The organism is Mycolicibacter longobardus (assembly GCF_002102265.1).
GTDB lineage: Bacteria > Actinomycetota > Actinomycetes > Mycobacteriales > Mycobacteriaceae > Mycobacterium > Mycobacterium longobardum.
This window is the reverse complement of record NZ_LQPG01000035.1, coordinates 38,998-57,860: the sequence shown is the minus strand read 5'-3', so window position 1 is coordinate 57,860 and position 18,863 is coordinate 38,998. Positions and strand designations below refer to the sequence as shown.

Here is an 18,863-nt window from a genome sequence, read left to right as displayed (position 1 = left end):
GGAGGTGGCTGACTACATCCGTCAGCTCGAGGAGCGCGCGGGCATGGGATCGGCAGGGGCCCAGCATCTGACTGGCCCCGCCGCGGGCTACTCGGACCGGGTAGAGGTCTCAGAAACCCTCTACGCCGAAGAGCGAGCACTGCACGCCAGTGAGGGCGAATTCATGGTCAAGAGCGGTCGCCGGGAAGGGCCTCAACAGGGCTGGCGGTCGGTCATTTCACGGGTGGGCATCCCCATCGGCAAGGGTGCCGCTGAAATCGAGTACGACCACGACATCACCAAGATCAACAAGCGCCTCCGGTACCGCAAAACGGTGGGCGTAGTGGCCTTCAAAGGCGGTGTCGGCAAGACTTCGATGACCATGTGCTTGGCCTCCACGGTCGCCGCGCACCGGCAGGACGGCGGCGTCGTCGCCGTCGACACCGTGGCGCGCGGGTCGTTGTGCCTGCGGGTGCCGGGAGAGCAGCCGGCGGGCGGGAGCGTCCAGGCGCTGGCTCAAGATCAGAGCCTGCATTCCATCAGCGATGTTCGCGCGCACTTGATGAGCAACCCTCACCGCCTTTCGGTGCTCGGTTCGCGCCGGGAGCTCATCAGCGAGCCCCTGATGCCGGAGGACTACCTGCAGGCGCTGGAACAGCTGCGGCGTCACCATGAAATCGTGTTCGTCGACACCGAGCCCTCTACGGCGACTCCGTCCTACGACACGATCATCGAGAGTCTCGATGCGCTGATCCTGGTGGTCAGTCCGACCCGTGACAGCGCGGTGCCCGGGCGTGAAGTGTTGCCGTGGCTGAGGGAGCGTGGTCTGACCGAGTTGGCCAGCCGGACCATCGTGTTGCTCAATCACCAGTCGCCGGCCAAGCCGCTGATGAGCGTAGATGCGATCACCAACCACTTCCACAACACGGAAAAGGTTGAGCTGCTGGAGATTCCCTACGACCCGCACATTGCGGAGGCCGGGCCCATCTCCTTGGCACTGTTGGACAAGGCAACTCGCCGCTGCTTCGTCAAGGCCGCCGCGATCCTGCTGGACAAACTGCCCGCCAACTGATCCGGCGTTCGATGGGGCGGCGGCCGAACGTGAAGCGCCGCCGCGCTGAGCCGGTCACCGACCCAGCGCACAACTGACGAAGAGGGGGAACCGACAACCATGGCACCGGTGACAGACCGTGAAGAGATCGCCAACGATCTGCTGGGCCGCCTGACCGAGCTCGACAACCTCAAGGCCGCCTTGGAGGACAAGCAGCAGGCCGTCGAAGCTGTGCGCCAGGAGGAAGAGCGGGCCCGCGAACAGTACGAGGCTGCAATCGACGCCATGCTGGCGACCGGCTGGGCGACGCCTGCGGGGCTGCAGGCACAGGGCCACGGCTCCACGCGGCGCCGGGGACCTGGACGGCGCAAGGCCGCGGTAATCGATCCGGCCGCAAGCCAGCTGGAGACGAACAACACGAGCCTGGCTCAGGCCGCTCGATAACCGAACAGCAGCAACGACATTGAGTGAGGACTGATGGTTGGGACACAGCAAGTCAACTGCCGAGTGCAGGTCACGATCCCGGGCCACGTCGTGGACGTACCGTTGCCCAGTCATCTGCCGATCGCCGATACGATTGCCGAGCTGATCCCGTATCTGATAAAGCACTTGGACGCGAAGAACAAGGACACCAGCTGGCTTCGTGATCCCGACGCTTACTGGCACCTCACCACGTTCGGTGACCAGCCGCTTGACGAGGAGAAAAGCCTCGCCGAGGAGAAGGTCCTCGACGGCGACCGACTCTTCCTGACCAAGACGGACCCTGGCGAGAAATACGCTCCCCTCATCGACGATGTTGCCGAGTCGATCACCTACTACCTCAAACGGCACTTCCCGTCGTGGGATTCACCTTTCGCCAGGCGCATTTCACTGGGCATGGTGCCGGCCGTCGTCGCGCTGATCTGCGGGGCAACCGTCATATGGGCTGACACCCAGCAGCCGGGCTGGGCGCTTCGGGCAGCCACAACCGCAGCCATGGCCTCCCTCGGATTGATCTGCGCCGCAGTCGCTGTCGTGCTTGTGCGCACCGCGCGAGACGACCGGTACAAGACCGTGCCGGTACCGCTGATGATGACCACATATCTGCTGAGCGCGAGTGCTGCACTGGTGATCACCCCGCGGCCGCTGGGCATCTACCAACTCGTTGCCGCCGGATCGGTGCTTCTGGTGCTGTCGGTCTGCCTGTCGGTGGTGACCAGAGAGCACCTGCGAATGCACAACGCGGTCACCGCTGGATCCCTACTGGTCTTGCTCGTCGGATTGCTCAACACCATCTATCGCAGTCCTACAGCGGTAATCGGAACACAACAGATCGCGCTGGCGTTCGCGCTAATCCTCATCTCGCCGCGCCTGGCATTGGCTGTCGCCCGGATCTCGCTTCCCTACGTGCCCGCCACCGGCGAGCCGTTCATGCGAGGAGACGGCGCAGGCAACCTCGATGCCGGATCGCTGCCGCGTAACGAGAAGTCGGGAAACAACTCGTCGATCTTCAATCAGGAGCAGCAGATCCTGACCGCCCGAGCCTGCCGCATCGGCCTGATGATCGGCGCACTGACGGTAGCTGTGGCCACGAGCTGGATCGTCGGGCGCAGCCTCGACAACCACGAATGGGTGATCTGGACGTTCATGCTGGTTATCGCGACCTGCTTGATCTCTCGCGGTAAGAGCACCGACGACGCGTTCGAGCAGGCGATCGTGCTGATCGCCGGTGCCAGCGTCCTAGGGTTGTTTGGCGCCGGTCTGCTGACCGACCCGAATTTGACCGAAGACAACGCGATCCGCGGCGCGATGGCGTTGGGGATCCTGGCGATCGGCATGTTCGTCGCCACCATCTTCGCGATCCAGGAACGCCGCATCGTGAGCCCTATCGTGACCAAGGCCATCGAAGTCTTCGAACGCATGCTCTTCTGGACCCCACTGCCGTTCGTGATCGTCGCGATGGACCTGTACAGCAAGGCGCGGGCGCGCTGATGACTGCTGCTCTGGTGCGACTGCTGAACCTGGTGTGCACCTGCATGCTGGTCGCGGCCCTGTCCTGGGCGCCTCCCGCGCAGGCGATCGCACCGCCGGAGATCAACTTGGCCACCGACATCGCCCCACCGGACGGAGACCCCGCCCCAGCCCTGGACATGAAGCAGAACACCGTCTGCGCGACCTCAGCGGTGCTGGCCGACTCGCAGTTCGACGTGATCCCTGCCAGCGCGGTGTTCGGAGTCAGCGAACTGCACAAGTTCGCGCGCGGCGACGGCCAGGTCGTGGCGGTGATCGACTCCGGTATTCAGCCGGTGTCACGACTGCCGCGACTTCGCGGCGGCGGCGACTACATCATGAGGGGCGACGGCCTTTCTGATTGCGACCACCACGGCACGCTGATCGCCGGCATCATCGCAGCTGCGCCCTCGCCGACCGACGGCTTTGTCGGAGTGGCCCCCGGCGCTGAGATCGTCTCGATCCGTCAGACCAGTGCCGCGTTCACCGAAGATACGCCCCCGCAGGGCTACAGTGACGCCGATCGCTCCGCCGCCAACCTGATGGCGCTGGCCAAGGCGATCGTGCACGCGGCGAATCTGGGTGCGACCGTGATCAATCTGTCGATCACCGCCTGCGTGGATGCCGGGAGCCCTGTCGACACCCGGGCGCTGGCAGGCGCGCTGTACTACGCCGCGGTGGTCCGCGATGCGGTGGTCATCACGGCCGCGGGCAACACCGGCGGCCAAACCTGCCAACCCAACCCGGGATACGACCCGGCCAATCCTTCGGATCGACGCAACTGGGATGGCGTCAGGTCGGTCTCATTGCCCAGTTATTACTCGAACCTGCTGTTGTCGGTCGGCGGCACCACCTTGACCGGCGACCCCTATGTGAACTCGATGCCCGGCCCCTGGGTCGGGGCGGCCGCGCCAGCCATGAACATCGTGTCCCTGGATCCCACCGAGCCCAGGCCGGGCGCTCTGGCCAACGCGGCTCTGGTCAAAGGTGCCCCGATACCGTTGAACGGCACCTCCTATGGCACCGCCTATGTGGCGGGGTTGGCGGCGCTGATCCGGGAGAAGTATCCGCACCTGTCGGCGCGGCAGGTGATCAACCGGATCTTGTCCACCGCCCACACGCCGGCCGAAGGGCTGACCAACACCCTCGGCGCCGGACCCATCGACGCGGTGGCCGCGCTGACGGCTGACGTGCCGAAGGGGGACACCGTGGCAGCCGGGGTGCCCAGTGTCGCAGCACCGGAGCCGACACCACCGCCGCCGCCGGACAACACCGCCCGCGACGTCGCCCTGGGGACTTTCCTGGCAGCCGCGGCGATCCTTACCGTCATCGCACTGGTCGTATTCGCTCTACGCAGATCGGACAACGCATGAGACGAGATCGCCGCTGGGGCATTCAGTTCGGTACCGCCAACGTGTGGTTCCTGGCCACTGCCGTGCTGATCGCAGTGATGGTCGCTGCACTGCTGAAGCTCGACGACCAGCAGATCGTAGAAGTCGGGGGCGCGACTGCAGGCGTCGCGGTGCTGACCGGGGTTATCGCCTACCGGTCACGAACCCTGTTGGGCTGGCTGGGGCGTCGGTTCACCTATAGGCGTGGCGCACATGAGCCCATCAGTGTGTACTCGACGTCGGACGTGGGGCACACCTGGGATGGGCGTCAGGCCAGTGTGTACATCGCGTTGCGTCCGCAGCCATACGAGGTCACCGTCATTGGATCCGAGGACGAGTCGACCATCCGCTCGATCCCGATCGACGCGATCCGTGAAGAACTCACCCAGTTCGACATCGCCTGCGACCACGTCAGTGTGTTGACGTTCGCGCACAAGTACGTCGACACCTCCCAGGCGGCGACCATTGCCCACACCGCGGTGGGCCCGATCGGTGCCATGCTCTACGGCAGCACAGTGCTGGAAGTCAGTGTGGCGCTGGACGGGTCCTTGGACAGTGTGTATGCGCGGCAGAGCACCAACGGTGTTGCCGTAGGCCTCAGCCGGACCGTAACCGTTGCGGCCGATCGCATCCGCCGGCGGCTGCAGAAGCTGGGCTGGAATGCCCTGCTGCTCAGTCGGGCCGAGCTGGAAGCCTTCCAAGAGAAGGTCGGTGCGGAACTGATCGAGCAGGTGGACAACGAGCACTGGGGCTCCTGCGGTGCCTCCGCCATGCAAGCATCGGTGTTCACCCCGGCCAGTTCAGCGTGGACATCGGGAAACTACTCTGAGTGGCTCAAGCTGAACACCCATCGCCACCTCGAGGTCCTGCGTCTGACCCGCCAGCGCGACGGCAGCGACCACGCCGAGCTCTACCTCGGCTACCTCAACAATGATCCTGCTGCCCTCAAAACCGTGCGAGCCACCGGGCTGCGTCGTGAGTATGGCCAGCAGGCCGCCATCTTGACCGCGGCCATCCCGGGGCTGCGCACCGCACCGACCTCCGCGGTTCCCGGCAAGTCGTTTTCCCGTGACGAGGAGTTCCCGGTTCCGCTGCAGGCCGGGGGAGTGGGAACCTTCGTTGGGCTGACCAAGACCCGCGCACAGGTGTTCGTCAACTTCTCGGTCGGCAGCGACCCCTTCTACCTGATTGCCCCGGGCGCACTGTGCCAACAGCTGCTGTTGCGTTTGTCCACCAGTGGCCTGAGCATCAACATCGATATCCCCGGGGATGAATGGAAAGCGTTCGCCCGCAGCATCGGCGCCAGCTACGGGCAACGCCCCGAAGCTGACATCGTGTTGAGCACGCAGGAAGGCCTGGCCCGTCAGTCCCGGCCCACTCAGGTGCGGCTGGTCTGGATGACCTCCCAGCCCCGGCGGCTTGAGTACGGCATCGTGGCCGGCCCCGATGAGTGTCTGTTGACCACGCCCGCTGGACAAACCCGGTACCGGTGGCTGGTGTCGAACGCGGAGGAAGCCATCTTCACGGTGCGCGCGCGGGAGCCTAAGGGCCGTCACGCCGCGCCGAGCCATGCGACAGCACCTGGCCGCTGAAGTGTTGCGGCCGCCGGGCGGTAGCTGCTTCACAGACGGTCTGCGCATATCGGCGCGCGGCTCACTGGCGTGACGAGTCGACAATGTGGGCCAGTGAGTGGGATCAAGAACGTGAAGTAAGGGGCCAGCGTTCGGGGCCCGCACAGGTCGCGGCCAAACCGCGGACGAGATCCGCGGACTGCTGGTCGGTTGCCGTCACAGAACCGTGCCTCAACAGCCGGTACACGGCGGCCTGGGCCAACAGTAGGTATGGCGAGTAGTCAGCGCCGGGGTCCATCGTGGCAGCAACATCAACCGCGGTGGCGTGCAACGACATTGACTGCCGGGTGATCGCGTAGGCGGCGGCGAAGTCGCGGTAGTCGGAGACAGCGGGCTCGGCCGGGTGCGCGAGGCGAAACAGCAACCATGCGGTAGCGACATCGACGTCGGCGCCGACGGGGATCTGGCCGATGAGCTCCGAGGCGCTCGCTGCGGGTGTGGTCTCGGCTGCCGGTGACTGTTCACCAGGGCTGGCGGCAGGCGGGGCGTCATCGGAGACTTCGCCGGCGGGCGGGGGAGCGGATACCGCCGCGGTGGCTGTGGGGGCGGCGACGCACTGGTCGGAGGCGGGCACGCCAGCCGCGAAGCCAGGGATGTCGGAATCGCCGAACACTGTGGCTACAGCGATATTGGCAATCATCACCGGTGCTTGAAAGACGACGATGACCGCCGCCATCACCATGGTGGCCGCGGCGGCCATGACCATGACCAGACGTCGCTGTAGGTGGGTGCGTTGCCTGACCAAAATGCGCAGCGCGATGTTGAAAACTGGTCCGGTCGTCGACATTCCGGCCCGAACCCGGTGTAGCAGCAGCGAAACCCCCATACGCCAAGGCTAAACTTCAGTTTAGGGTTCGTGGTGCAATGACGCGGCAGGAAGGCGACAACGGTGAGCGACGGCGGCGGTCCAGGTCGGGACCGGTTCGACCAGCGGCATTTCATCGAGCTCTACCGACGGGGGTTGCTTGATCGATTGCCTGTCGAGTTGGGGCCGATGCCCGTGTTCGACCAGGGGCCACACCTGTGGGATGACCTCATCAGGTGGGGCGTTGTCGATGGCCGCACCAGCCAACTCGTCCCTGAGGCGCAAGAGCTCTTCGCCGGTGTCACCCGCTACGACTGGGCGATCTGGGGCCTGCTTCTGCTCTACAACGAGCGGCGGCCTGTCACTGCGGATCTGCCCGAGGAATTTCTGCAGTACGGGGTGCAATATGCCGTACGCGACATCCCCCGAGTGCCGTTCCTGGTCGGGGTCAGTGGCCACACGGTGACCACGACCGTTCTCGCTGGCGGGGAGATGAACATCTACTCCGATCCCACTTCCAGCCAGCGTGACGCGGAGTTGCATCTGCAGGTGGGCAAGATCGTGCTGGCCATTCTCGATCCCGGCTGCCGCTGGCCGCCATACCCCATGGCCAGGGTGTCGATCCCGGCCCCGGATGCCGACTCCATCGGCCGGCGCAACGCCGACCCGAAGACTCGTAAGAAAGAGACCTCGGAAGCGGTGGCAACGTTGCAGGCCGCGGGCGCGGCCCCGTCAGCGGCGGCAGCGTTGGGGGATCTGCTCAGCCAGGACAACGTCGCGTTGGCCCAGCTCACCGCCAGTAGACGATCCTCGACGGGTCTTGAAACCGCCAAGTCCAACGCGGCCGGTGTGATGTTCTTCGGCGGGACGAAGACAGGGGCTGTGGTCAGCTATCCCGTCCGTGGTCTTGATGGCCGGCAATGGGTCAACTACGAGCCGGCCACACCTGAGAATGTGTCTTCGGCGATCGAGGCACTTCGAAGCGGCATCGATATGGCAGATCCCGACGATATAGTCACCCGCTAAAAAGCAGGGCGACCTGCAACAGGAACCCATTGTTCTGGGACCACGGTGCGTTATTGTGGTGAACGTACTTAGAGCCCAGTTCGTTTTCGGGGAAGGGGAAACCAATGGGTGTCGTCGGGATGACCAGTTTCGCGGGTGTCGCCGGATCAGTCGGGGTCCTGCAAGGGATCCAGGGCGCGCTGGGGGCCTTCTGCGCCGCCAACCAGGCCACCGCGATGGCCATCATGCCGCCCGGCGCCGAGAGTGCATCCGCGCTGGCGATGGGGCAGCAGCAGGCCGGTTCAGCAACGTATGCGACGAACTTCCTCGCTGGCATTGAGCAGATGATGGAACTCAACGGCGCGATCCTCGCCTCCAGCGCTGGCACGGAGATCACCGATGCTGGCAACGCGGCGATGAGCCTGATCTAGGCCGCTTCGCAACAGGGGCACTGTCGCCGAGGGTTGGTGTGCGGTTCCCACGATTGAAGTGGGCAAACACGAAGTCTCTGGCCTGAGGGGCAGGGCGACGTGTGGGTCTGGCGTGATTCAGCACGAAGGGGGCAAGTGAGTGCCGACTGAACCCTGGGGCGGCTATATCCCGGAGATCAACGCTGGCCGCTACGAAGCTGGAACCGGGCCCGCTACCTGGATGGCCTCCGCCGAAATGTGGATGTCGTTCGGTGCGATGGTCGGATCTGCCATGGGCGTGTTCGCCGCGCAGGTCGCCACCATGGGCATCAACTGGCTGGGTGAGGCGCCAACCGCCATGGCCGCCTCAGCCATGGCATTCGGCGAATGGCTCGTCGAAATGGAGATGATCGCGGCCCTCAACGCCGCAGCCTGCACCGCGGTCGCCACTGCGTATGCCGCCGGCGAAGCCTCCATGATCCCGCTGCCCGAGGTCAACCAGAACCGGATCTCGGAGATGGTCGCAGAAGCCACGAACTTCATGGGCTGCAACTCCGGACTCATCGCCGCACTGAATGCCGAATACGCCGAATTCTGGGGCCAGAACGCCTCGACGATGATGACCTACGACGGCGAAGTCACCACTGCGACGCTGCCCAAACCGACCCGCCCGCCGCCACCGCTGGCTTCCCTGGCCTCCTCGGCCGCCGGGCTGGGCGACGCCGCTGCCCGCGCGGCAGCCAAGGGCGCGATCGGCGCGGCAAGCCAGGGGTCGATGCAAGGCCTCAGCCAATCGGTGGGAGCAGCCACGCAGGCCGGCTCGGCCGCCGAAGGGCCGATGTCGTCGCAGATGTCGAGCCTGATGGGCAGTGCAGGGCAGTTCATGTCTATGCCCGGGCAAGCACTGGGCCAGGTCAGCAGCCTCGGCGGGCAGCTCGGCGGGCCCGCGCAGTCGCTGATGTCTCCGTTCCAGTCGCTGATTTCCAGTCTCGGCGGCGGGATGAACCCCACCGATGCGAGCGCGTTCGGCATGGGTGGGCCAGTAGCGTCCGGATTTGAAGGCAGTCTCGTTTCCAGCAGTGGGGCGGCGGGCGGTTTCGCGCCTGGAGGCTTCGGTGGCGGCCTGGGCGGGTCCATGATGGGCCACAGCGCCTACATGGGTGCCTCCGGTCCAGCGGCGCGGAGCCAGCCCGTGTTCTCCGGTGTGGCCGCCAAGGGATCTGAGTTGGCTGTAACGCCCGCGGCCGGCGGCAACGGAGGGCTCTACGGCGGAGGCGGCATGGCGCCGCATGCCGCGGGGGCGCAGGCTGGTGGGGGTGCCCGCAAGTCCGGCGATGGAATTATGGCGGCACAGCCCGTGACGGCGACGCTTTCCGCTGAGGAGCGCGAGGCCAACGAATTGTTCAAAGACGCCTAAACAGCGGGATTTTGCAGTCAGGAATGGCGGTATTGGCGGCGTAGGCTGACTAACCATGGGTACCGGTGGGACTGGCCGACCGTGGTGGATGGCTGCGATTGTTCTTGCTCTGATCGTTTGGGCACTGGGTGCTTACGTCCCAGCCATCTCCAGCGTGTGGGTTTTGCTCAACATCGCAACGCCGGCCGGCCAGCCGAACATCGTCGCGTTCCCGCTGGCCTATCCCGCTGTCGGTGTTGACGCGCACACCCTGGTGTCACTGCTGGGCCTGCTATTCGTCATCGGCGGGACAATCCGCTGGATCACCTACCTGTCCAAGGCAAATCCCGGTTTTGCACCAATGGCGGTTGCCGCCGCGGGAACGCCCCAAACAATGAGGGCGCCTGTCGCGCCACGCACTCAAACGGAATGACCGGTCAGATAATCTTGATTTCGTACGAGACCTAATAGGGGGGAATACGCATGAGCGAGCCGAATGCCTTGGAAATCAAGGCGCACCCCGACACGCTGCGTACCACCGCGGCAACCTTGCAAGGCCTGGTGGATGAGATCGACTCCGTGCTGCTCGACGCCAAGAGCGTGCATGAGACCACGGAGCGCGAAGCCGCCCTCGGCACGATCGATCAGAGTCCGGCGCCGTATTTCTCGCCGCTGCTGGAGGCGCTGGGGACAGCCAACGGCAACGTGGTCAAGAACATCGAGCTGCTCAAGGCCAACGTCGCTCGTGACGCCGAGGTCCTGATCAAGATCGCTGACGGGATTGAGCACCAGGAACAGTCCAACGCCGCCAAGATCGCCAACATCTGAGCCACCGTGGCGACGGTGAAGTTCGAGGGCACGGTGCACAGATGACATCTCCGGAGATTCGGGTCAACCCCGCAGAAGCCGCTGGCACGCTGGCGAAGCTCGGTGGCCAGTTCGCCGCCGCCGGCGGCTCCCTGCCGCTGAGCCCGTCCGGGTTGGACCCCAGCGTCGCTGCGGCAGTCGACGGTCAGGTCAACAATTCCCAACAGGCTCTCAACGGTGCCGGGGAGACGTCGCGCAACGGTAAGGCCGGTGCTGAAGCGCTGGGTGACCAAGACAGGGCCAACAGCAACAGGGCCGGCAAGGTGGACACGGACCTCAAGGATCGTGCGGGTGCCGGTCGCGGAGATGGCCTCGGTCGGCCCAGCCGGGTGGACGCTCCGCGTCTGAGCGCCTCGGATCTGGCGAAGCTGACCGGCGCCGGCCAGTACCAGTCGCCCATGCCGACCATGCAGACCGCGCCCAGTTCGCCGTCTATGCCGTCCATACCCGCCATGCCCATGTCGGGAGCTTCCGCGCCGATCCAGTCCATGCTGGGACCAGCCGGGGCGCTCTCGCCGCTGCTCGGCAAGCTGATGGCCACCGGCGGGCCCGCGTCGCAGCCCATGGGCGCGGCGCTGACAGGGAAGGGCGGCCAGCTGCAAGAGCTGGTTCGCGGGACCCTGGGCACTCCCTACGCGTGGGGCGGAGGGGCGCTCGACGGGCCCTCGCAGGGCATCAGCGATGGTGGTGGGCCCGCGGATCGAGCCGGCGACTACAAGAAGATCGGCTTCGACTGCAGCGGCTTGTCCCGCTACCTCACCTACCAGTCGACAGGCCACGAAATCCCGCGCACCTCTGAGGCTCAATATGCCGCCGGCGTGCCCGTCAGTGCTGCGCAGGCGCGGCCCGGGGACCTGTTCTTCCCCAATTCGGCTGGTCGGCCGCCGGGCCATGTCCAGGTCTACATCGGCAACAACCAGGTTGTTGAAGCGCCGTCGTCAGGCCAGACCGTGAAGATCAGCCCGTTGCGGCCGGGCGAGTTCCGCCGGATGGTCGCGTGATCATCGACAGCATGAGTCCGGCCACAGGGCAGCGCCGCGTGCTCCAATCGGCGATTGCCACGCGGCTGGCCTCCGGGCATGGCCGGCACTGGGATTCCTTGTCCGACAACGGGCGAGCGGACTATCTGCGGGATGCTGCGGCGCTGATCGATCAAGGGATGACGGCCCTGTGGGAGGACCGCGACCCGGGCCCGTTCCCCTCGCTGGAACTGGAGGTCGAGGCCGCGGAGTTCGATCGGGCCATGCAGTGGTGGATCGACTTCGTCTCGGCTCGCCATCCTGGCTGGGGGCACGCTGGCGGGGTTGCTGTCTCGCCGGAGATGGAGAACCTCGATCCTGAGGACTGGGATGCGTGGGTGTCGATCGCGGTGAGCGTTTCCGATCAGGCCCGGCGCCTGTACATGCGGCAGTTCGAGCAGCTGCACGGCGTTCCGGCGCCGGCGCCGTCGCCGCCCGCTCCGGCTGTCGCTGTCAGTTGCCCGCCGGCAGTCGATGGGGTCCGGCGTCATCGGTTCGCTACGGCGATCGCCGCGGTGCTGGCGCATCGGCACGGTCGGGAATGGATGCGTCAGCCCTCGGATGTGCGGGCGGCCTACGTCAACGATGCCAACCGGCTGATCGATGCTGGACTGACCTGCTGGTGAGAGCCCGGCCGCCGGCTGGAGTGGAAGGGCCGGGGTTCGTCGCCTGCCGACTATTTGCTTTTCGGCGGCTGCTTAGAGCGTGGAGGAAGGTCTCGCTTCATCCGCTCTAGGACCTCGTCGACAGAGCCCGGGGCGTCGTCATCCGGGGGAAGCGCCTTGAGTCGGTTGCGGGTGCTGTTAGCGGCCTGCGGGCTGATCCGCGCGTAGCGGGCGATGACACTGGGACCCACGCCGGCGCGTAGCGCGCGGGTGAAGACCCGGAGGTAGAAGCGGTAGGCCAGGTTGCGCAGCACAGACGCCTCATGGAGCTCTTCGAGTACCGGAATTTGCTCCGGCGTGGGCTGTTTGGCGTAGGCCATAAACAGGAGTTTATACGACGGGCGCCGGTCTCGTGAGGTAGCTATGCGTCGGTGGCGTGAGATTCTGTGCATCGCCCTGTAGTGAATGTTGATTCTGTCCTGGTATGCGGCGTCAGGACCAGATCCCGAGCTGCGGGAGTAGCTGCTCGGCGGCCACGAGCGTGTTGTGGGCGTAGTCGATCGCCTGTTGGACTTCCTCGGCGGTGATCTGCAGATCGTTAGGGTCGCGGGGGTACTCCAGCTTGTTGCGTACGCGGCGCATGGCGTTGAAGAAGTCGAACTCGCGGCCGAACTGCGCGCGGACGGCATCGCAAGCGGCGGCGTGGCCGCCGCTGCTCTTGACGCGCAGACCCTGCTGATTGAGTAGCCCGACGGCAGTGTTGCGCACGCTGTCGTAGGCGAGTTCGAAGGCCCCGATGGGGTCGTCGACGAGCACGGTGCGGGCGCTGGAGAGGCGCTGGGTGGCCTGGGCGAGCAGGTATGCGCCGTTGGCGGCGTCTCCGCTGATCTGGTCGAGGTCGCCGCGTGCGATGAGTTGAGCGATCTGTTCGTGGCCGAGGGCCCAGCTGGTCATGGCTGCTGTCCGTTCGCGCTGTAGGCGGTGGTGTGCGGTGACTGGTGGATCTGGATGATCAGTGGGTCGTCACCGGGTGTGGCCCAGCGTTCGGGGGTGCAGTGCACGGGGTTGACCTCGATGCCGATGCGGGCCTGGGCGCGGTCTGCGGCGGTGAAGAGGTCGAGTTGTGAGGGGGTGCCGATGACCAGGACGTCGATGTCGTTGGGAGGAGGGCCGGGGATGCCGGCGTATCGCGCGGCCCAGGACCCGAAGATGATGACGGCCTCGGTGCCGGCGACGATGCTGAACTCCTCGGCGATGACGGGCAGGGGGCTGAAGGTCAGGCTCAGCAGTTGAGTCAGGGGTGCGGTGGCCGGGTTGGCGCTGTTGGCGGCAACGAGGCGGTTGCGGCCTTGCTTTCGGTCGCGGATCAGGCCGGCGTCGGCGAGTCGGTCGGCTTCGCGTTGCAGGGTGGAAAGGGGCACGTCGATGATGCGGGCCAGTTCGGACAGGGTGTATTCGACGTCGGGGTGTTGGAGCAGGTGCGCCAGGAATTCGGCTTGGTGGCGCGAGCGGAAGATCGGCATCAAGGACGGAGCATCACTACGCATAATTGGAATATATCACCCGTTTAACGCAAGTGTCGAGTGTTTTATTCGGGAGGGTCGATCGTCAGGCCAAGCTCCGTCAAAGCTGTGCGCACGCACTGTGCCAGCCTCTTGCCGCTGAAGTGATCGACAGGCCCCTGGATGCCGATGAAAGGCACTCCGCCCAGGCATGATGCCGTGATCGGACCCGCGCTCACCGGGGGTGCCAACATCGATGCGCCGACCATCTCCGGCCTCGCGGCCGGTGCCGCTGTCACGTCCGACGAAGATGAACTCATACGGAATAGTTTATGGTCGCGGTAGGCCATCTGGCGGGCGCGCCGTCCCGGAACCCCCGTTTTTTCACCGAATTTGGCTTCGCTGCGGGTTCGCGCGGCTGCTTGAACAGCCGCTCACCGCGCACGGTCGCAGATACAGTGCGGTAAAGACACGCCGAGACCAGGGGGCAACGAATGCGTCGAGTCGCCGCGACGACGTTCACGGCCACCATAGCCACGACGTTGTTGACCTTGGCTCCCACCGCAATTGCGGACACCGCCGGCGTCGTGCTCAGGCCGGGCGCGAAGGTGACTTCCAGGACCGCCGGCGGTGTCGGCAAAGGCGACTGCACGGCGGGATTTCTCGCGAGAAATCGCCGCGGCCATCCCGTGCTGTTCAGCGCTGGGCACTGCGCGCACGGTGACGGGAGCCGGCTCACCATGCACGCAGATGCTGGGGGAGAAGTGCCAGTGGCGGAGTTCGTCGTTAGCGAGTTCGAGGGAGCCGAGGGCGAGGCCACCGATATCGCGGTCTTGAAGTTGGCGAACGGTGTTGCTGCAACCGGGAAAATCGATGGCCGGATCCCGGTCTCTGGATGGGTGTCGACGGTCTCAGAGGGAGACACTGTCTGCAAATTGGGCGCGGTCAGTGGCCTTGACTGTGGGCCGGTCGTCGAAGTGAGCGCATCCAAAGTGAAGTTCGCGGCCTCGATCCAGCGAGGCGACTCGGGCGGCCCGGTGTTCGTCATGAGAAAGGATGGGACTGCTGCCGCAGTCGGAATCATCATTCGAATGGCCAGGCAAAGATTGCTGATCGCCGAACTGATCGGCCCCTGGCTGGGCCGCTGGAATCTCACCGTCGGATAACGCCGCTCGGCCCATTTTTGCCCAGCTAACGACAGTGCGGCCGTGCTGTGTCGGGGTGAAGGTGCCCACGCTGAGCCGACGTCGAACAACTGTCTGCCGCCCCAGTGCACCCAACCTGGGCTGAAAACCGGTACCCGGGCGCGTCGAGCCGCCAAAACGCAGGACGCCTGTGCCGACAATGAACACGGCACCTCCGTGACTGGGGTGTGCAGCGCGTGGGGGACCGGGGGTCAAGGTATGTCGGCGGTGGTGTTTCTCGACACCGAAACGGACAGTGAGGGTTGCGGAAAACAGGCATGGGAGATCGCTATGATCCGCCGCGATAGCCACGGTGGGCAGCGCGAGATCACCATCTTCGTCGACATCGACGACCTCAACATCGAGACCGCAAACCCAAGATCACTGCATATCTCCGGCTTCTACACCCGCCATCCCCATTTCGGCGCAGCGCTGCACCCAGGGCAATACCACGTCCGCGAAGCAGTTGCCGCGCAGCTGGTCCACGAATGGACCGCAGAGGCAGCCGTTTACGGCATCCACATCGGGTTCGACACGGACTGCCTGGAACGGATGCTTGAGGACCATGGCCTACGCCCCGCATGGTTCTACGAACCCCAAGACGTCGTCGACCTGGCCAACTCGTTCCTACTGCGGCAGGGCCACATGCCAGCCCACGACGTTGAACAGGCATCGGCACAATGCGGAGTCCCCGTTCCCGGCGCCGACCGTCACACCGCACTAGGGGACGCGCGCTGGGCGCAGCGCTGGTTCGACCAGGTGTGCCTGCCCGTAGGTCCGGTGACCTGATGAACGTACAAGCGCGCCGCCAACCGGCGACTGAGGAGCGCGGTAGAGCATGAGCCAGCCGACATACGACACTGCCTCTGTCGACCACTCAAAGGCGTACTGGCAGATGCCCAGTCGCAGCATGACAGGCGGCTGCCTCCTGCTGATCGGATTTGGCCTGCTGCTCTACCTGTGGGGACGACTGGGGCACCCAGAAATCTGGGACTCGGCCTCAGTGCTGTGGCTCGCCGGAGTCCCCGCCTTCGCAGCGGGATTAGCCCTGCTGCTGGAGAAGCCGCCCACCGTGGCCGCGCCGCCCACGACGACGCCCGCGCCGCTGCCGCCGCTGCCGGCAGCGGCCATGCCGACGGCCACACCAACGACATTGGGCAACCGCGACCTGGACCGCATCGTGCAGGTCGTCACCTCCCACAACCTCCCCCTGCGACTACAAGAAGGGTCGGTCACCTTCGACGAAGACCGAACCCTGCAGGGGTTCAAGCTGGTCGCCGAGAAACCGGGGTACTTCGGCGACAAACGCCAGGCAACCATCCTGATCAACAAGCTCGAAACCATCGACGGAGACTGGGACTTCGACGTCGATCCCAAGCGCGACACCGTCACCGCCACACGGAAAACCAGCTTCCCAAAGTTCATTGCCCCACCCGAACCTCAGACGATCGCCGCCAGCGCAGCCGACGCCATCGCCGGATACCACAAGTTCAAGTTCCGGCTCGGCGTGAACGAACTCAACGAGCCGCTCGAATACTCCCCGGCGGAATATCCGCACTGGATGGCCATCGGCGGCACCGGTGCCGGCAAGAGCGTCTTCGTACGCAGCGTGCTTGAACCGTACCGGGCCGCCGGCTGGGGCATCTTCATCTGCGACGGAAAAAAGACCGACTACGCCAGCCTCGGCTCGATCGCCAACGTCGTGATGATCTCCGCTGATACCGCCGAGCACGTTCGACTGATGCACGCCATCGTCGAAGAGATCAACCGCCGCGCGGTGATCGCCCAGAAACGCAAGATCGCCGGCCACCCAGAACCGTTCGCCTTCGTCCCCTGGCTGGTAATCCTCGACGAGTTCGCCTCGGTACGCCGCGACATCGAGGGCCTCTACGCGGGAAACCCCGACAGGGACAGTGAGTACATCGCCGACTTCCTCTACGTCCTACGCAAAGGCCGCGAATTCCGAGTCCACGTCGCCATCCTCACCCAGGACCTCTACTCCAAGACGATCCCCGGCGACGCCCGCGGCAACATCAAGCTCATCATCTCCCTCGGCCCCCCCGAGAAGATGACTCTGGACAAAGCCTTCCCCCGTGAACTGCAGGACAGGGCACGCCGACTCGGGCAACGGATTTCCGCGGCAGGACGCGGCCTTGTCGCCGACCCCGAAGCCGCCACCGTCGTGGAGTTCCAGGGCTACTACGGCTACACCCCGGGCATGAACGTGAACGATCCCAAGGCCCCCGCCAGCCTGCGCGAATCCTGGACGTCCTACCGCGACAACGTCTCCAATCGGATCCGCCCCCTCTACAGCCGACAATGGTTCGCCGTCAAGGAGCCCGAAGACCTCGACAAGCCGATCTGCGAGCTCAACTCGCTGAAGATGATCAACCTCGACAATCGGGACGGCACACCCAACCCGCAGATGTTCCAGTACGACAAGACGCACGATAGCTACAACGGCCTTTGCGACAGCGCAGATTACGAAGGAGCGCTGCTCGAACTCGATCCCAATGCCCTCTCAGCGCAAGCGGCAGCCGAAGCGGAACTCCTGGAGCCGGCCGCCAACGACGATCCGGCACTGTGCATCGACAGCGACGAGGAAGACGACTACTCATGAACCACGACGAACTGGCGGACCTCTACGCATCGGATCTCGCTGAGCTGGCCCACACCTACGGTGACGCAGCGATCATCTCTATCGGCCCCGGCAAGGCACTGGGAACCGCCTTCCCCGCCGGGGTAGCCGTACTGCGCGACACCACTCTGGCCGACGAGCCCGCCCTGACGGGATGGAAAGCCGAACTCGAACTCAGCGACGGCACCCTGCAGCACTGCTGCCACGGGCCGACCGCAGTCGCCGCGGCCGCCGCACTGCACCACCATCTCGGCACGCACTGACCGAATCAACACCAAGGCGAATCGGCAAACCAAGGGGGAGAACAGGGCATGGTCAACCAAACACGAGACTTCTACCACCTCGACACCGCCTTGGTCGCCGCGTCCGCGCGACTGGATGCTTCACCGCCCACCGCGCGTCGCGGCGCCGAACAAGCCATCACCGAACTGTGGCACGCGCAGAACAGCCACATCAGCGCCAACCAGCTTGCCGCCCTCTGCCACGCCGCGCACTGCGCAGCCACCGCCGACAGCGCGCACTTCGACGAGGCGACCCAGCGATATCTCGCCAGCTGCGAGCGCTGCGCGGCGGGGAGCTCATCATGAGCCGCAACACCATGGACTCGACATCCACGCGCTGGTCGATCTATGGCGATCAACCACCCGAGGCCGGCCACACGGTAACGGCCAGCAACTGCACGTTCCTTGACGACCCCAACCAGGGCGACCCCGACGTTCTGTGTCGGGCATGCCGCGCCATCGAACAGCGGTGGTTCCTATAACACCGACCCCGACCGCAGTGCGGGCCGCCGCACACAGCCGCAGTACACCAATTGGAAGGAAAACACATGGCACGCAAGGCCTACTACGTCAACGAATCGTTCGCGGAAGATGTCGACGGAGTGCTGGTGTATCACCAGGCGCTGATCACCGAAGACCAGCCGGGCTACCACCCCGGCTTTCGCCACACCGACTTGTCTGTGCTGCAGGCGATGTCCGAAGCGGCCAACACCGCTGCAGGACTAAGCGCCGAGGACGTCAACGACATCGTGATGTCGTCGATGCGGCTCGGTGCTGCAGCGAACTGATGGACCACGACGCTGACGTTGCCGGTGGGCGCCCTGAGCGGCGGATCAACACCGCCGCCGAGTTGGCCTGCGTGCCGAACCTGACCGCCGTGCAGTTCCGCGGGGAAGCTCTGCGAGGAAACGACCGCCTTGTGTGGCAACTCGACGAGCAGTGGTTCAGCCCCGGCAGCACGGAATCGGTTCCCAGCACCTGGTTTCCACCAGAAGCCTTCCCCGCCTTGGTGCTCTGGAGTCCAGGCGACAACGAGCCCGAAGAAGCTCAATCCCCAACAGCCAGCCATAAACTGGAGTCGTTGAACGATTCACCACCGAGGAGATGACC

General features: G+C 65.2%; 24 protein-coding genes. 20 read left to right on the top strand and 4 right to left on the bottom strand.

Features of this window, described 5'->3' with window-relative positions; genetic code table 11:
• The first annotated feature begins 4 nt into the window (after positions 1–4).
• The 5 genes from AWC16_RS18190 to AWC16_RS18170 all read left to right on the top strand — a co-directional run bounded on the left by AWC16_RS18190 (position 5) and on the right by AWC16_RS18170 (position 6,002).
• Positions 5–1,051: a MinD/ParA family ATP-binding protein gene (locus tag AWC16_RS18190; protein ID WP_085266151.1), complete on the top strand. Its 1,047-nt coding sequence runs from the start codon at positions 5–7 to the stop codon at positions 1,049–1,051.
• Between the two features lie 108 nt (positions 1,052–1,159).
• Positions 1,160–1,474 (top strand): hypothetical protein, encoded by a 315-nt coding sequence (locus tag AWC16_RS18185; RefSeq protein ID WP_133055976.1) that lies wholly within the window; start codon positions 1,160–1,162, stop codon positions 1,472–1,474.
• A 33-nt stretch (positions 1,475–1,507) separates the two neighbouring features.
• Entirely contained in the window at positions 1,508–3,001 is a 1,494-nt protein-coding gene (gene eccD, locus AWC16_RS18180) for a type VII secretion integral membrane protein EccD (protein WP_085266149.1), read from the top strand.
• Complete coding sequence (mycP, locus tag AWC16_RS18175; protein ID WP_085266148.1) at positions 3,001–4,392, top strand: type VII secretion-associated serine protease mycosin; 1,392 nt, start codon at positions 3,001–3,003, stop codon at positions 4,390–4,392. The genes eccD and mycP overlap by 1 nt, the downstream gene beginning before the upstream one ends.
• A complete protein-coding gene (locus AWC16_RS18170) occupies positions 4,389–6,002 on the top strand; it encodes a type VII secretion protein EccE (RefSeq protein ID WP_085266147.1) in 1,614 nt (537 codons plus the stop codon). Before mycP ends, AWC16_RS18170 begins: the two co-directional genes overlap by 4 nt.
• Positions 6,003–6,105: 103 nt before the next feature.
• Here the strand turns inward: AWC16_RS18170 and AWC16_RS18165 are convergent, their stop codons facing one another.
• Positions 6,106–6,741: a hypothetical protein gene (locus tag AWC16_RS18165; RefSeq protein WP_133055975.1), complete on the bottom strand. Its 636-nt coding sequence runs from the start codon at positions 6,739–6,741 to the stop codon at positions 6,106–6,108.
• Between the two features lie 189 nt (positions 6,742–6,930).
• Here AWC16_RS18165 and AWC16_RS18160 point away from each other — a divergent pair, with 189 nt between their 5' ends.
• The 7 genes from AWC16_RS18160 to AWC16_RS18130 all read left to right on the top strand — a co-directional run bounded on the left by AWC16_RS18160 (position 6,931) and on the right by AWC16_RS18130 (position 12,169).
• A complete protein-coding gene (locus AWC16_RS18160) occupies positions 6,931–7,872 on the top strand; it encodes an ESX secretion-associated protein EspG (protein ID WP_234812334.1) in 942 nt (313 codons plus the stop codon).
• A gap of 104 nt (positions 7,873–7,976) precedes the next feature.
• Entirely contained in the window at positions 7,977–8,282 is a 306-nt protein-coding gene (locus AWC16_RS18155; RefSeq protein WP_085266145.1) for a hypothetical protein, read from the top strand.
• A 139-nt stretch (positions 8,283–8,421) separates the two neighbouring features.
• Entirely contained in the window at positions 8,422–9,678 is a 1,257-nt protein-coding gene (locus tag AWC16_RS18150; protein WP_085266144.1) for a PPE domain-containing protein, read from the top strand.
• An 88-nt stretch (positions 9,679–9,766) separates the two neighbouring features.
• A complete protein-coding gene (locus tag AWC16_RS25300; RefSeq protein WP_085266143.1) occupies positions 9,767–10,090 on the top strand; it encodes a hypothetical protein in 324 nt (107 codons plus the stop codon).
• A gap of 50 nt (positions 10,091–10,140) precedes the next feature.
• Positions 10,141–10,485 carry a hypothetical protein gene (locus AWC16_RS18140; protein ID WP_085266142.1) on the top strand — a complete coding sequence of 115 codons (345 nt, stop codon included), beginning with the start codon at positions 10,141–10,143 and terminating at the stop codon, positions 10,483–10,485.
• A 41-nt stretch (positions 10,486–10,526) separates the two neighbouring features.
• Positions 10,527–11,525, top strand: a complete 999-nt coding sequence (locus AWC16_RS18135; protein ID WP_085266141.1) for a C40 family peptidase — start codon at positions 10,527–10,529, stop codon at positions 11,523–11,525.
• A gap of 11 nt (positions 11,526–11,536) precedes the next feature.
• Positions 11,537–12,169: a hypothetical protein gene (locus AWC16_RS18130; RefSeq protein WP_133055974.1), complete on the top strand. Its 633-nt coding sequence runs from the start codon at positions 11,537–11,539 to the stop codon at positions 12,167–12,169.
• A 50-nt stretch (positions 12,170–12,219) separates the two neighbouring features.
• Here the strand turns inward: AWC16_RS18130 and AWC16_RS18125 are convergent, their stop codons facing one another.
• The 3 genes from AWC16_RS18125 to AWC16_RS18115 all read right to left on the bottom strand — a co-directional run bounded on the left by AWC16_RS18125 (position 12,220) and on the right by AWC16_RS18115 (position 13,695).
• Positions 12,220–12,528, bottom strand: a complete 309-nt coding sequence (locus AWC16_RS18125) for a PB1 domain-containing protein (protein ID WP_085266139.1) — start codon at positions 12,526–12,528, stop codon at positions 12,220–12,222.
• A gap of 112 nt (positions 12,529–12,640) precedes the next feature.
• Positions 12,641–13,102, bottom strand: a complete 462-nt coding sequence (locus AWC16_RS18120) for a hypothetical protein (RefSeq protein ID WP_085266138.1) — start codon at positions 13,100–13,102, stop codon at positions 12,641–12,643.
• Complete coding sequence (locus AWC16_RS18115) at positions 13,099–13,695, bottom strand: ArsR family transcriptional regulator (protein WP_085266137.1); 597 nt, start codon at positions 13,693–13,695, stop codon at positions 13,099–13,101. The genes AWC16_RS18120 and AWC16_RS18115 overlap by 4 nt, the downstream gene beginning before the upstream one ends.
• Before the next feature lie 449 nt (positions 13,696–14,144).
• Here AWC16_RS18115 and AWC16_RS18105 point away from each other — a divergent pair, with 449 nt between their 5' ends.
• The 8 genes from AWC16_RS18105 to AWC16_RS23995 all read left to right on the top strand — a co-directional run bounded on the left by AWC16_RS18105 (position 14,145) and on the right by AWC16_RS23995 (position 18,861).
• Positions 14,145–14,816 carry a trypsin-like serine protease gene (locus tag AWC16_RS18105; protein ID WP_085266135.1) on the top strand — a complete coding sequence of 224 codons (672 nt, stop codon included), beginning with the start codon at positions 14,145–14,147 and terminating at the stop codon, positions 14,814–14,816.
• 309 nt (positions 14,817–15,125) lie between these two features.
• A complete protein-coding gene (locus AWC16_RS18100; RefSeq protein WP_133055973.1) occupies positions 15,126–15,623 on the top strand; it encodes a hypothetical protein in 498 nt (165 codons plus the stop codon).
• 49 nt (positions 15,624–15,672) lie between these two features.
• The gene (locus tag AWC16_RS18095) at positions 15,673–17,454 is read left to right on the top strand and encodes a type IV secretory system conjugative DNA transfer family protein (RefSeq protein ID WP_133055972.1); all 1,782 of its coding nucleotides are present in this window, start codon (positions 15,673–15,675) and stop codon (positions 17,452–17,454) included.
• The gene (locus tag AWC16_RS18090; RefSeq protein ID WP_085266132.1) at positions 17,451–17,735 is read left to right on the top strand and encodes a hypothetical protein; all 285 of its coding nucleotides are present in this window, start codon (positions 17,451–17,453) and stop codon (positions 17,733–17,735) included. The genes AWC16_RS18095 and AWC16_RS18090 overlap by 4 nt, the downstream gene beginning before the upstream one ends.
• Positions 17,736–17,783: 48 nt before the next feature.
• A complete protein-coding gene (locus AWC16_RS18085; RefSeq protein WP_085266131.1) occupies positions 17,784–18,059 on the top strand; it encodes a hypothetical protein in 276 nt (91 codons plus the stop codon).
• Positions 18,056–18,235, top strand: a complete 180-nt coding sequence (locus AWC16_RS24000) for a hypothetical protein (protein WP_112683167.1) — start codon at positions 18,056–18,058, stop codon at positions 18,233–18,235. The genes AWC16_RS18085 and AWC16_RS24000 overlap by 4 nt, the downstream gene beginning before the upstream one ends.
• A gap of 66 nt (positions 18,236–18,301) precedes the next feature.
• A complete protein-coding gene (locus AWC16_RS18080) occupies positions 18,302–18,541 on the top strand; it encodes a hypothetical protein (RefSeq protein WP_085266130.1) in 240 nt (79 codons plus the stop codon).
• The gene (locus tag AWC16_RS23995) at positions 18,541–18,861 is read left to right on the top strand and encodes a hypothetical protein (RefSeq protein ID WP_133055971.1); all 321 of its coding nucleotides are present in this window, start codon (positions 18,541–18,543) and stop codon (positions 18,859–18,861) included. The genes AWC16_RS18080 and AWC16_RS23995 overlap by 1 nt, the downstream gene beginning before the upstream one ends.
• The last annotated feature ends 2 nt before the right edge of the window (positions 18,862–18,863 follow it).